Origin of the sequence: Streptomyces sp. CB02923, from assembly GCF_001905005.1 — a bacterium.
Classification (GTDB): Bacteria; Actinomycetota; Actinomycetes; order Streptomycetales; family Streptomycetaceae; genus Streptomyces.
This window is the reverse complement of record NZ_LWKZ01000025.1, coordinates 529,592-542,888: the sequence shown is the minus strand read 5'-3', so window position 1 is coordinate 542,888 and position 13,297 is coordinate 529,592. Positions and strand designations below refer to the sequence as shown.

At 64.9% G+C, this 13,297-nt stretch carries 14 protein-coding genes; all 14 read right to left on the bottom strand.

Annotation, left to right across the window (positions count from 1 at the left end; translation table 11 throughout):
• Positions 1–79 precede the first annotated feature (79 nt).
• Positions 80–1,948, bottom strand: a complete 1,869-nt coding sequence (locus tag A6A06_RS30605) for a hypothetical protein (RefSeq protein WP_073765484.1) — start codon at positions 1,946–1,948, stop codon at positions 80–82.
• A gap of 188 nt (positions 1,949–2,136) precedes the next feature.
• Entirely contained in the window at positions 2,137–2,700 is a 564-nt protein-coding gene (locus tag A6A06_RS30600; RefSeq protein ID WP_073765482.1) for a hypothetical protein, read from the bottom strand.
• 65 nt (positions 2,701–2,765) lie between these two features.
• A complete protein-coding gene (locus A6A06_RS30595; RefSeq protein WP_073765480.1) occupies positions 2,766–2,960 on the bottom strand; it encodes a hypothetical protein in 195 nt (64 codons plus the stop codon).
• A 106-nt stretch (positions 2,961–3,066) separates the two neighbouring features.
• A complete protein-coding gene (locus tag A6A06_RS43150; protein ID WP_242441020.1) occupies positions 3,067–3,987 on the bottom strand; it encodes a peptidoglycan-binding protein in 921 nt (306 codons plus the stop codon).
• 76 nt (positions 3,988–4,063) lie between these two features.
• Complete coding sequence (locus tag A6A06_RS30585; RefSeq protein WP_199931269.1) at positions 4,064–5,854, bottom strand: collagen-like protein; 1,791 nt, start codon at positions 5,852–5,854, stop codon at positions 4,064–4,066.
• A gap of 44 nt (positions 5,855–5,898) precedes the next feature.
• The gene (locus tag A6A06_RS30580; RefSeq protein ID WP_073765476.1) at positions 5,899–6,141 is read right to left on the bottom strand and encodes a hypothetical protein; all 243 of its coding nucleotides are present in this window, start codon (positions 6,139–6,141) and stop codon (positions 5,899–5,901) included.
• A gap of 9 nt (positions 6,142–6,150) precedes the next feature.
• Positions 6,151–6,954, bottom strand: coding sequence for a hypothetical protein (locus A6A06_RS30575; protein ID WP_073765474.1), 804 nt, complete (start codon positions 6,952–6,954; stop codon positions 6,151–6,153).
• A complete protein-coding gene (locus tag A6A06_RS30570) occupies positions 6,938–8,029 on the bottom strand; it encodes a hypothetical protein (RefSeq protein ID WP_199931268.1) in 1,092 nt (363 codons plus the stop codon). The genes A6A06_RS30575 and A6A06_RS30570 overlap by 17 nt, the downstream gene beginning before the upstream one ends.
• Positions 8,008–8,811 carry a phage tail domain-containing protein gene (locus tag A6A06_RS30565; RefSeq protein WP_073765472.1) on the bottom strand — a complete coding sequence of 268 codons (804 nt, stop codon included), beginning with the start codon at positions 8,809–8,811 and terminating at the stop codon, positions 8,008–8,010. The genes A6A06_RS30570 and A6A06_RS30565 overlap by 22 nt, the downstream gene beginning before the upstream one ends.
• A gap of 43 nt (positions 8,812–8,854) precedes the next feature.
• A complete protein-coding gene (locus A6A06_RS30560) occupies positions 8,855–11,260 on the bottom strand; it encodes a phage tail tape measure protein (RefSeq protein WP_199931267.1) in 2,406 nt (801 codons plus the stop codon).
• 75 nt (positions 11,261–11,335) lie between these two features.
• Complete coding sequence (locus A6A06_RS42245; RefSeq protein ID WP_199931266.1) at positions 11,336–11,485, bottom strand: hypothetical protein; 150 nt, start codon at positions 11,483–11,485, stop codon at positions 11,336–11,338.
• A 50-nt stretch (positions 11,486–11,535) separates the two neighbouring features.
• A complete protein-coding gene (locus tag A6A06_RS30555) occupies positions 11,536–11,817 on the bottom strand; it encodes a hypothetical protein (RefSeq protein ID WP_073765470.1) in 282 nt (93 codons plus the stop codon).
• A gap of 2 nt (positions 11,818–11,819) precedes the next feature.
• The gene (locus A6A06_RS30550; RefSeq protein WP_073765468.1) at positions 11,820–12,248 is read right to left on the bottom strand and encodes an HK97-gp10 family putative phage morphogenesis protein; all 429 of its coding nucleotides are present in this window, start codon (positions 12,246–12,248) and stop codon (positions 11,820–11,822) included.
• Between the two features lie 39 nt (positions 12,249–12,287).
• A complete protein-coding gene (locus A6A06_RS30545; protein ID WP_073765466.1) occupies positions 12,288–13,289 on the bottom strand; it encodes a phage tail tube protein in 1,002 nt (333 codons plus the stop codon).
• Positions 13,290–13,297 lie beyond the last annotated feature (8 nt).

Sequence of the window (13,297 nt, the reverse complement as noted above, 5' to 3'; positions counted from 1 at the left end):
TGAGGTACTGCCCTTGAGCAAGGAAGCCCCCGGCCCCGCGCTATGGGTTCCAGGGGCTTCCGTGCGGGCGTGCAGTCGGCTACGCGTCGCGTACCTTCTTGAGCGCCTTGCGCAGTTCAGGAATCATGGCCGCCAAAACCTCAAAGGCTTCTTCGCGCTCCTCTTCAGACTCCAACTTGGCAATCTCCTTGGCGTGCGCCGCCCACGCGTTTTGCGTCTTCTCCACCCAGGTGGCGCGCTTCTCGCCGGGGGTCTTCTCATGAACGCCAGGGTTCAGCGTCTCCTGTGCCTCTTCTTCGCTGATCTCCCCGGCCTCGACGGCCGCCGCAATCTCTTTACGACGCCCGGCGTTGAGGGCGCGGCGCTGAGAAGCCTCTTCGGCGCGCGTCATACGCGACTTGGCAAAGGTCTTTCCCTTCGCGTCGTAGTAGTCGTAGACGCGCTCAGACCACAGGATCGGACGACGGACGGGCTTGCCGTCCTGTTCAACCTCGATTTCGTGACCCTCCGGGAACATCTCAAGGGCGTTCTTGAACCGGCCGCGCTCCTTGGCCAGCTTCGCCGCCTCTTCCTCGTCCTTCGGAGTCTCCGTGTCCAGCCAACGCACGTAGTTCACAAGCACGTCTTGCATGGCGTTGCGCTGCTGCTTCTTGACCTGGCCGATGGAATCCCGGATCACGTCAGCGTCTTCGTTCTCCCCCTTCGGGGGAAGCTCATCCAAGACGCTGTTCCACATCTTCTCGGCAGCGCTGCGGGACTGCTGGGCATTGCCCTTGAGGTTCGGGTCCCCATCCTCGTCCACGATCGCGAGCCGCATACCGAGAAGGTGTTCGCTCAGACGGTAGGCGCCGTTGAACTCGTTGGCTGCAATGTCCTTGACCAGATCGGCACTGACCTTGATCAGTTCCGGGACGCCTTCCGCCTTCATGAAGTCCTTAGTAGCCAGATTGGCAACCTCGGTGCTGGGCTTCTTGGCCGCCGTCTTCTTGGCCGCCTGAGCGTCCTTCACGGCCTTCTCCTTGTCGGCGCGGAGCTTCGCCTTTACGGCAGCCGCACCCGATCCGGTAATGGCGTTGGTCTTCTTGGTGATCTCCTCCGCCAGCTCCTTGACGGCATCTTCCTTGCCCTCAGCAGTGAGCGACGACAGGCGCTCGATGTCCGCGCGGATTTCGTCGGCTGCCGCCTTCTGCGTCTCCTCCTCCATCACCTTCGGGCCGTCACTGCTGGCCGTCTTCTTCGCGGCCGTCTTCTTCGCGGCCGTCTTCTTTGCTGGGGCTGCCATGGGCTCTTCCGCCTTCTCTTCGGTGGTGCCGTCTACAGGAGTGATGATGGTCTTGGTGGCTGTACGACCGAGACCGGGAATCGCAATCTCTTCTTCGGTAACGGTCACGGCGCCGGTGGGAACGACCTTCGCGCACTTGACGCACAGGTCCAGTTTCCCGTTCACCTCGTGGGCGGGCCCCCATGAACGGATGGGGTCCTTAGTGCGCGTCGGGCAGTAGGGAACGTTCCGCCCGTTGGCGTCAACTTCCTTGAGGGCGTGGGGCGTTCCCCCGCTGTGCGTAGCTCCAATCCGGATGTCCCCGCGAACGTCCTTGACCTTGAACGGCGCAGTCTCAGTCTTGCTGTCCGTCACGTCCCCGCCCTCTTCCTTGGCCTTCTCATAAATGGCGCTGATCTTCTTGAATGCCGCCGCTGCCGCGCGCTCTTCGCCGGGGGTCTCGCGATTGTCCGCCGCTTCGGTCCACGTGTGCAGGTACTCCACCAGCCACGCCAGCGTCTCGAACGACACCTTGCCCGCCTCAGTGCCGTTCTTCCACCGGCGCAGCGCAGAAAGCTCCGCCCGAACCTTGGGCTCCTCGTCTCCCTGCATACACGAGGTGCCTGCCAGGTAATCCACAGTCATCCCAGTGAGCGAAATCTGATAGCGCTTCACGTCGGCACTCACTGAGCGGTTCCCTCCCCTTCGGCGCCGCCCGCTGCGGCGCCTTGAGGGGGCTGACATTACACACGCGCGAGCGCGCGCACAAGGCAGTACCTCACGTGAGGTACTGCTCCCCGGGCACAGAAAAGCCCCCCACCTGCGGCAAGGCAGGTGGGGGGTGTTTTTGTTCGTGTGACGCACGTGACTTCTGATCAGATCAGCGCATCTGCAAGGGAGTTGAGTTCGGCGACCGTCCCGACGTTGGCGACGTTCACGTCGGCGGGGTAGCCGTCTAGCGCCGTCTCGCTCTCATGGGCAGCGCCGCTGCCGTTCACGTCCGGGCGCAGTACGCGCACCAGTCGGAATCCGCGAGCCTTGAGCGCTTCCGCTTCGTTCGGATACCGACAATCACTGATGACCACGGGCAGGCGCCACGTGTCCGCCACAACAACCTTGTCCAGCGCGAGACTGAGCCAGTGCCCGGCATCCCCGTCACGCACGGCCTGACCGGCCTTCTGAAGGGTGCGCCGCACTTCGGGGAAGCGGTCTTTAGCCCGCTCCCAGCCGTAGCGCTGCACTACGGCACTCAGCCGGGTTGGCAGGGGGCCGTAGCCGGACGGCTCATAGGCAACGATCGGGTCAACGCTCAGGCACATGTCTTTGAGCGGGTCGGCGAAAGCGATTCGGGTGTAGCGGTGAGCGTTCACCAGCCGGGCGGCCAAAGTGTCCTTGCCGGAGCGGGCACGGCCGATCAGCGCAATGTGCGGGTGTCCCATAAGGGCGTACCTCCCGGAGGTAGGGGGCTGTCCCTACCTCCGGGAGCGCAAGGGTTCCCCGCGCCTTACAGACGCTCCTGAAGGGCCGTGACGGTCTTGCCGTTCTCCACGCGCTGTACGGCCTCACCGGTGCCGAGGACGGCCGCAGCAACGCTCAGGATGAGCGCGGACGGCAGTGCCGGGACGTAGTGCGCCACGAGCGCCAGGACGGCAACGGCAACGGCGTAAAGGCGGGTTGCGTGCTCTCTGATGAAGGTCATGTTCACCTCTCTTGATTGATTACTTAGCGTGAGCCCTGCGGGAATGCCGGCATCGGATTTCAGGGTTGAAAACGGACATCTCTGCCCCCTCGGGATCGACGGAGAGTTACAGCGTGGGAACCTTGAGGGCGTCCCACTGTTTCCGGCCCGGCCAGCCGTCGCAGTACTGCGGAGCGTCGCCCAACTTGCGCTGCCACTTGCGGAAGCTCTGCCGGTCAGCGTCCGTCCAGCGGGGGCCGGGGCCGGACGCGTAGGCCGAGCAGCCTTCGGCCACAAGGCGCTTGCCCATGGCCGTCACGACCGGGCTGTTGGGGTTGCGCTTGAACCAGTCCGCGCCGGGGAACGGCGCGTAGGTCGGCTTGCCGGTCTTGAGCTTCTGGCCGGGGAAGATGGTGTACGGCGCCTTGAGGCCGTTCAGACTGGCCAGCGTCTTCCACGCAACGCCCAGCTTGGTGCCGATGCCGGAAAGCGTCTCTCCGGCCCGCACGGTGTAGACGGCGCCGGTCGCGCCCCCGCCCGAACTACCGCCTCCGACGATGGCCTTCGCCCGGCGCAGGATCTCCGGAAGCTGCGCCACGACACGGCTACCGGGGCACGACGTGTGACCGCCCCACGCGTTACCTCCCATGCCGTGGTAGCCCAGCCCCCGGCCGTTCGTACTCGTGGTGAGCTGAAGGGGCACCCCGTACTTCGCGTGCGCCCATGCCAGCACCTCAGCGCAGCGGCTGATCTGGGCATCGGTCAGCGCGTCGCCACCCCTGCCTTCGTTCTCGACGGACAGCCACGTCCGGTTGCCGCCCGCCTGAGCCCATGCCCGGCTACCGGTGTCAACCCACTGATACAGCGCGCCGTCACGGCCGGTGCCGAAGTGACTGGACGCCTGAGCCTTGGGGTTGCGGAACCAGGAATCGGTACCGGGGAGGCTGCCGTCCATGATGTGAACGACCACGCCATACACAGCGTCCTGGCCGTCGTCCGTGTAGTTGCACGGAATTGGGCGCCAGGTTGCGCCGCTGAATCGCGCCATGATTCCACTCCTGTTCGTTTGAAAGCCCCGCCCTTCTTGGGTGGGGCCGGGCAGTACCTCACGTGAGGTACTGCCGCTAGACCATGGCGAGTGCCATGACAGCCGGGTCTAGCCCGACTTCGCCGGACGATTGGTTGAGCGTGGCCGGTAGCGCCGTCTGCCCGTCCACGCACCATGCGCGCTGGAACGCCCGACCAAGGAAGAAATTCGCCGGGGCCGAATTGGACTCGTTCGCCACGTGCATGTAGTAGAAGTCCGTTGCCGCTCCGGCCGACATCAGGAATGCCGCCCAGTACCGGCCTGGCTGTAGCGTCACCGTGCCGGACAACTTGAGCGGAACGGCGCCAATGTGGTTGTTCATGGCTCCGGAAGCCGTGCCAGGAAGCTGACCGGCAGCGGGCACGTTGGATAGCTGTGCGGATGCCGCAATGCGCGCCCCCGACTCGTTGTAGATGCCCCCGTAGAAGCGGGCAGCGGGCACCGTGCCGGAACCGGCCCAGCCACGCGCGAACACGACCACGGCGTTGACGCTGGTCGGCTCCGTGATGTTGATGCCTGCCATGTAGACGCGCTTGATCACAGCGGCCTTCGGCGTCGGGTTGGCGACCGTGGCAGGGTCCATCGACCACGCCGCGAACCCCAGCGCATCCGGCGTCCACGCGTTGCGTGCTCCGCCGCCAATAGCCGGTAGCTGAGACGCGGGCACCATGCCCGACCTGTCCAGCGATGCAACGCCGTTGACGGCACCGCGCGCCGTCGCGGGAAGCGCGGCCACATCGGCAGCCGTGAGGCTCACGGACGGGCCCGGCTTGTCGTTGACGCTGGTGACCACGCCGGACGGGATGGAGAGCTGGGACGCGGGTACGAGTCCGGACGCGTCCAGCGTGGCGACTCCTCCAGCAACGCCCTTGTCAGCGACGGGGATAGCCCCCACGCTGGAGGCGCCCAGGACAACGTCGGGGCCGAAGTCGCCGTTGACGCTGTTCAGGCTGCCGTTGCCGGGGTCACCCTTGGCCCCCTGCGGCCCTTGCGCGCCGGTCGGTCCAGCCGGGCCAGTGTCGCCCTTCGGTCCGGCTGGTCCGGGAACGGTGCTGTCCGCTCCCTTCGGTCCTTGCGGCCCGGTGGCTCCGGTTGCGCCGGTCGCTCCGGTCTCCCCCTTGGGGCCGGTGATGTTGGCCACCGGGCTCCCCCAGCCGGACGGCCCGCACTGCCACACGTCGCCCGTGCCCGCCCTCAGGTACATGTCCCCGGGCTTGCCGCCGTCGCCGGGCGGGTTGGTCGCGTCCACGTACCACGCGGCTCCTCGGATTGCGTCGCCGACCGGAGCCCACTTGCCGCCTACCCGCGTCCACATCGTGACCGTGGTGGACTTGATGCCCAGCAGCGTCTGAGTCTCGTACTGCGCGAAGAAGTCGCCATCCCGGCCCAGTTCGGCAGACGGCGCGTGCGTGCCGGTGAATATCTGTGATCCCGCCACCGGCACGTAGTTGGGAGTGGTCGGGTCGGCGGGCGCCACGTCGGCTAGGTCAACGTCCGGCGTTGCCTTCGGAAGAAGGACGCTGAACGTCCGCCCGCCAATGACGCCGGACAGGTTTTCCTTGACGACGTACGCCCAGCCGGACGGCTCCATATTCGGCGCGTCTGTGGCCGGTAGACGGGCCTGGAAGCGGCCGTTCTCGTCCAGCGTGGAGACGACTGGACCGGCAACGAACAGATCGGCGTCAGGGAACGTCAGCAGAGACGGAGCGGAGAAGGTGACGGTTCCGGCTAGCGGATGCCCGTCCGGGCCCCTGTAGGTGCCGTGCACCACGACCGTGGGAATGCTGGACGGAAGGGAAAGCGGCAAGGTGTACCCCCAGGTACGCAAGGGGGCAGTACCTCACGTGAGGTACTGCCCTGGAGTTGACTGGCCTATCGGTTCAACAGTTCCGCTATCTGAGCCCGTAGTTCGGCGTTCTCGCGCCTGAGCGCGCGCACCTCAGCGTGGAGGGCGGCAAGCTCCTCAGACTGCCGCTCCACCTTGCTGCGGTAGGCGTCCGCCTCTTCTTTCCATGAGGCTTCCATGCCGGTGCGAAATCTCCGCAGCGTGACCGCCAGGAATACCAGGATGGGAACGGCCACTTCGGCGGCCCCGTACAGCCGGGCGATGTCCAACGCTCCCCCTTAGATGTCTAGGTACGGTTCACTGATGTCCGGGCCACGGACGTATTCGATGCCCGTGCCGCGCGCCCACATCCACGCGTTGACATTGGCTTCGGGGATGCGGCCTTGCGGCAGGCCCACGCAATAGTGCATGGAGGATATGGAGTACGTCCCTCGATCCTGGTTGGGGATGGTGACGAACTGGGCACTCCATGGGCTCCCGCCCCGGAAGGTGGGAACCCACCACCACTTGCCGCTTGAATCCTGCTGGTACCCGTAGCCCATGACGCCGTCAGAAGGGGCGCCTTCGGTGGCGGCAATGGTGTAGAGAGACTGCCCCTTAGGGGACTCCGGGCCTTTTCGGTACCGGTGCTGTAGCTCGATGGTGTACACGGTGGTGTCATCCGCGTAGTCCCACCCGAATGGGATGCCGTGAATCCAGCGGACGACAATGGCGCCGGAGCTGCCGAACTTGCCATTGAAGCCCGTAACGCCGGACGCGCTGACAATCTCGCGGACGGCATTGCCAGTGTGCCGGAAGGCTGCTAGCCGGATCTCGGCCAGCCGCTTCCCGGCAATCATCCTGTCCACGATGAACTTGCATTCCACGCGATCGAACGACATCCCGGTGACGTTCGCGATGCTCACTGACGACCAAGAATTGTCGCCGATGCGGTCCCGCTCCTTTGCCGCCCACTCAACCGCCGGATACCTGTCGAACTTATTGGCAGGGATGGGGGCGTTTTCAATGGCTGCCATGCGGCGCTTGAGTTCCGCCATCTCGTTCACCAGCGACGGCGGGACGGCGTTAGCTTGGGTTGGCATTGCTCCACAGCTCCTTACTGGCAAGGGCAAGCTTGATGCTCTCGCCGCCGGTCGTGTCCACGGTCGTTGTGCACTCAGTCACCACGAACTCGTCATACAGAGCGATGTATCCGGCGTCCACATCAATGGCGGTCACGTCGCCGGGAACGAAGTCCAGCGGCCCGAACTGCCCGGGATACAGCGTCAGTTCCGGAATGGCTACTGGCACGGCTCCCGCGTTGATAACGGCTTGTGCTTTGTTCCGGAGCGTGACGGTTTCCTTGACATCGGTGTACGAGCCAACGCGCACCCGCTCCGGCATCCGTGCGGCCAAAGAAGGGTTCTCGAAAATCCCGACGAGCTTTTCGCCGTTGCCCTTGTCGGCGCCGGTCGCGTAAGCCGTCGTGCAAAGGGCCGTACTGTCGTAGCTCACGCTCGTCACGTTGCAGTCCACGCGATGAGTCAGCGTGTGCGTGGCAGCCGCTCCGGCCCGGCTGGTCATGACGAACCGGTGCCCCAACTTCTTGCCAGCCACCGCCCAGTACGGCACATACCGGAAGTTGAAGCCGCCGACGTTATCGGCCAAATCGTCAATCGCCTCAGCAACGTTCTTGAGTTCGTACCGGGTCCACACAGTCGTGCGCTTGTGGCCGGTCGGCTTGATGAGGCTGGTGTCCGTGGATATGCCGTTGGCGCCGTTGCAGTAGGCGAACCACGCCTTGATGGTGTCGGACTGTTCCTGGCTCTTTGCCGCCCAGCCCTTGACGAAGTGCCGTCCCTGGTAGTGGGAGTGGAAGCCGGATGCGCTCAGCGACAGAGTTCCTGCGGCGATATCGGCAGCAAGAGCCCAGAGGATTCCTGCCCACACAGGCTGGCCGTCCCGCAGGATGGCTATCCCGCTGATACCCGGTATGAGGGATTCGGGGTCGGCCTCCGGCGCAAAGAGCGGAATACCGACGGTGGCGACTCCAGCAGCGTTCAGCGTGTGCGCAAAGGTGATGCCGGTGACCGGCAGCGCGGCCACGACGTTGCCGGTCTTCAGGTCCGTCTGTACGACGGTGTACGCAGCGTTCATCAGGCCCACCTGTTCCGCCATGTGATCTCAGCCGTGGTCGGCCCGCCTACGGCTGCACTGGCGAGCGTCAGCCGGTGATCTCCGAATGCGAATTCGGGCCACTCTGAGCCCGGCGTGATCTTGTCTGTGAGGCTGGGGCCGCCCCCCGTCGCCGTGAGAGTCCGCCGCTCCGCGTCGATGGTGATATCTCCGGCGACGTTGGCCATGCCGAAGTAGTTCCCCGTCACCTCATCCCGAAGGACACAGTCTCTGGAGCCGGTCAGCTTGATGACGGGCAGTGCGGGCACGGACCCGACCTGCTTGAACCACAGGCGGGGCTCTGCTCCCTCCCATGGGCTTGACAACCGCTTCGTCTCCAGCGCATCCCCGTACAGGTAGGGGTCGGTGGCGAACAGCTCAACCACGATGTTGCACACCCGGTACGCGAAATTCAGATCAAGCGGCCCCGCGCGCTTGCGGGGGCGGGCATTGACGAAAGCCGTCCTGTCACCCGCTACGCCGGGGAAGCGGAACCGAAGGGGCTTTTCCTTGTCGGCCACCCCGAAGGCGGCGTAGACGCCGTTCAGGGCCGTCGTGAACTCCTCCCGCGTCCGCCCGTACACCTCCAGCGTCAGCGTCACCGCACGGCCACCCATGTAGTCATCCCCGGGGTAGAGGCCGTGACGCTGCACCAGGGCCAGATCTGCCGACCGCACATCCGGCAGGGACAGTAGGCCGTCTACCGAAACGAGGGAGGTGGCGGAGTCCGGCGCCCCGATCAAGAGCCCGTTGTACTCGCATGTCCAGTCGCCCAACTCCGCCATGTCTCCCCCTGGTTGAAGGGCAGTACCTCACGTGAGGTACTGCCTACCGCGCGGCAACCCGCAGCGCCCACGCCACTTCCCGCCCGATGGTGAACGGGTCGGCAGTGCTGGTCACGTTGACCGTGACGCCCCCTCCTGCCGGAGCGGCATGGTTCGGCAGGACGTGCGACCCGCCCGGCAGGTTCACCCACTCCGGCCCACGCTCGCCGACGCGGGTAAGGCCCGATGCCGGACCGCCCATGGCGCGGATTTTGGGAATCGGATTGGCGGGCAGATCCACCCCGATGGGGCCGATGCCGATCCGGTCCGGAATCGCCCAGTTCAGGAGATCGATCAAGGAGTTGATCGCTGACTTGATCCCTCGTGCTACGGCCCGTCCGATGTCCTGGCCGAACGAGCTGAGCCGGGAAAGCCCCTCTCCGAGTTTGCTGATCAGGGTGGCGCCAATGTCGCGTGCGGCCCCGCCGATCCGGCCGACGAACCCCATGATCTCGCCAGGCAGGTTCCGGAAGAAGCCGATCACGGCGTCAAGGCCCTCGCGCGCCTTGTCCTTGACCCAGGTGAAAGCCTCAGCGGTCTTCGCCTTGATGGTGTCCCAGTGCTTGATCAGGAGCCCCGGGCCGGTGAAGTTCAGGAACAAGTTCTTGAGCCATTCGAAGACTCCGGAAACCTTGTCCCAAACCCACTGGAACGCTTCGCCGGTCCATTGCTTGATCTTGTCCCAGTTGGACCAGATCAGGACGGCAAGCCCCACGATGGCCGCGATGATCAGTGGAATCGGACCCATCGCGATCAGCCACGCGGCAGCCATGCGGGCCGCCTGAATCATGGACTGAGCGCCCATGAGAACCCACTGACCCACCATGACCGCGCCGTTGACGACGGCGGATGCCGCACCGGCTATCCACTGGCCCACGATGACGGCGCCGGATATGACGGCTTGTCCGCCTGCCTTGAGCCACCCGCCGACCACGACCCACGATGCGGCTACCTGCGTCGCCGCTGAGGTTGTGGAGGATGCCGCCGACGTGGCCCATGCGACTACGGCCCGCGCGCCGGACACGGTGGACTGGACGCCCCACTGGACCAACGCGGGCAGGAGCACCACCGTGACCACGGACGCGATGGCCAGGAACGTTCCCTTGTGCTCCCCGACGAAGCGGAAGGCAGCGCCGGTCGTCTCAGCGAAGCTTCGGACGGCCGGAACTACCGTGTCCACGATCACAGTCTTGGCCGCGCTCCCGATGGGCGCAAACGTGTGGGCCAGCGACTCCAGTCGTGGCAGCACCTTGCCGCCGATCACGTCTACCGCGCCGGTCTGAAGGGTGCGCCAAAAGGCTGTGAGCCGCGTAGAGGCGTTGTCGTGCAGCGTGTCGCCCGCCGTCTTAGCGGCCCCCGCGAACGAGCCTAGAGAGGCTTCAGCCGTCTTCGGGTCCATGGCGGCCAAGGCGCCCCCAAGATCCTCAGCCTTGGTTCCGAACAAGCCCAGTGCGATGGTATTGAGCTTCACCGGGTCCTTGATCTTGTGCATCGCGGTGAAGATCTTCTCCGTGGCGGCAGCCGCTTTCGGCCCACCCCCGGCGAGTGCCTTGACCATCGCGTCACCGTTGAGCCCCAGCTCCTTGTACGCGTCGCCTGACTTGCTGAGGTCAATGGAGTTGAGGGTGAATTCCTTCACGGCGTCGGCGGCCACGTCCGCATCACGTGCACCGGCTTTCAGCGCCTGGTTCATCAGGCCAATAGCCGTCGGCCCGTCCATTCCGATTTTACGGAATTGGGTCGAGTACTCATTCATGGTGTCGAGGAAATCCTCGGACTTATTGATGCCCACCTGAGTACCGCGAACGAGCAGATCCATTGCTTCGTCATAATTCTTGACGAGGCCGTTTTTCACCATCTGACCGGCGGCATTCGCGGTCGGGCCCAGATCCTCACCCATGATCGTCGCAACGTCCGTGAGCTTGGACCCGATCTTGGCAATCTCGTCCGCCGTCGCACCGGCCGGAACGAGCCCCTGTTGCCAAAGGCTTTTCAGGCCGTCGTTGACTTCCTCCATAGACTCCCCCAGCCCGGAGGAGAAAATCTTTCCGGCCGCCTGCCCCAAGGTCTTCGCCTGAGACGGCGTGGCGCCCACCTGAGCCGCAAGAAGGTCGTTGCTCTTCTCACGGTCCATGGCTTCCTTCAGACCAGCGCCCAACGCGACACCCACAGCGCCGCCGACCGCCAGAGCGGCCACGCCAATTTTCTTGGCAATGCCCTTGAGCCCTTCGCCCGCTTCATCGGCGCTGTGGGCTATCTCGTCGCCCATGCGCCCGGCTTCCTGAGAAGCCCCCTGCATTGCCCCCTCAACACGGTGGGCGAACTGCGTGACTTCCTGCGTTCCCTGGTTCAGGGACCGGCTCAGGTCGTCCAGATCACCAAGCAGAGTGATGGTGATGGGCCGTGCCATGGAACCCCCCGAATGTAACGCTGCGTATATCCTGCGGCCATGCCGGCTGGGGGGTTGATATACGCAGAGTGATCATCACGTCATGACGGGCGTGCGGCGCTCCCCCGGCGCCGTCCCCCCGGAACGCCCGCGCGACATGCCGCGCTCCGCCTTCTTCTGTGCCTCGATATCGGCGGCCATCTGGTCAGCGAGCGTGTTGAAATCCCTCAGCGAGAGAGCGCGCACGTCCGACCACGTGAGCCCCCGGAAATGGCTGATCAGACGGGCGCAGATGATTACTCGCTGAGCGCGGTAGGGTCCGCCTTAGCCTTCTGCTTGAACTCGATCTTCAGGCGGCCCGCGTCCTCAGCGGTAAAAGACGGGTCCTCCCGGCGCTTGATGACCACAGCCATAGCGCGAATCATCGGGCCCTTTCGGGCGCCCGGCTTAGCCAGCATGTCCAGCGGGCCGTCAACTATCTCTTCGATAATGTCGATCTCGTCAATGGTCAGGCTGTCCAGATCCAGGGACAGCACGTCGCCCAGGTCGCGAGAGTCAGCGTTCTTCGTGGCACTCATAATCAGCTCTCCAGCTTGGCTCTAATGACGGCGGAAATTTCACGCTCGTACGTCTCGGAAACCCGGCCGCTATTGCGCGCCATGGCCCGGTAAAGGAATCTGTTGGGGCGGATGTGCCGCTTCGGATAGCCGAAGTGGATCGCGCCCGCGTAAGGGGTGCGGGCGGCAGTGCCCGCTTTGATGGAGGCGCCGTTGGCCGACGCCACGACTTTGACCGATTTAGCTAGCTTGCCGGGCCGGTACTTCTTGGCATCCTTCGGCGTGCGCCTATGCTGCGGCACACCGCGCGACGCGTCGGGCTTGACCAGTTCCGCCGCCTGCTTGTTCACCTCGCGGACCGCCTTGGAAAGGTCTTTGTCCTTGAGCTGACGAAGCGTCTTCTTGAGCTGAGTGAGCCCTTCAACCTGGACCGAGAATCGTGAGCTAGCCATGGCACTCCCTCAAGGGCAGTACCTCACGTGAGGTACTGCCTACGGCTTAGGCGGAACGAAACCCGGCGTCGGCTCCGTGTAGGTCAGTCGCATGGCCGCACGCCCGTCCCCGGGGTCCAGTACGCGGAACGGGAGTTCAGCAACGGACACGTCGTCAACGGACGCTTCGGGACTGTCGCCCGTGAACTGGATCGCCGGGCACTCAATGCGCATCGACGCGCCCGGCAGGACGCCCGCGAAGTCGATGGCCAGGGACGCCACCTTGCCCGCGATAAACGCTTCGTACAGCTTGAGCGCGTCACTGGTGAACTCGCCCTCCAACGTGCCCTCATACGTCGGCATGGCGGAGCGCACGGGCTGGGCCTTGAGGGCGTTGCCGCGCAGAAAGCGGCGGTCCACCTTCATGCCCTTGTCAGCGGTCAGCTCCAGCTTGTTCGCGTCCACCGTGACGGGCTTGCCGTCGATGGTCAGCAAGATAGCCGTACGGGTCCAGTCGTAGACGTACGCCTCTTTGGGGTAAGCGATCGGCAGCGCGTCGGCGGGCTTGTCCGAATGGCTCACGTCCTGAAAGTCGAACGTGGCCGTAAGCGCGACCGCGTTCTCCACCTCGGCGGTCATCTCCCACTCAGTGACCACACACCCCACGTGCCGGTAGGCAACCGCCTTGCCGTCCGTGGTCGGCCGGATCATCTGAGCCGTGAACGAGGGGGCCGACGACTCCGCCCCACTCTCGAACACATGGGCCGTAACCCCAGTGCTGGTGTTGGGAGTTCCGCCGTCGTACGTGTCGAAGCACGCTGAGAAGAGCGCGGCGGCGCCCGCGTCCAGGAGGTCGATCTCTAGTTCACCTTCGCCGCCCATGTTGACGACGTTGCGGCGGTCGGCGCGGGCCGTCTGCATACCGGCCCGGAAGCCGACGGACTCGATGAACTCGCGCGTGGTCTTCCAGCTATCGGACTTGCCCTCATAGCCCAGCGTGGTCGTTGCTGCGGCGCCGTACGCCGTCTCCTTGCCAATGCCAATGGCAGCGTCTAGCGCCATGCGTTCCC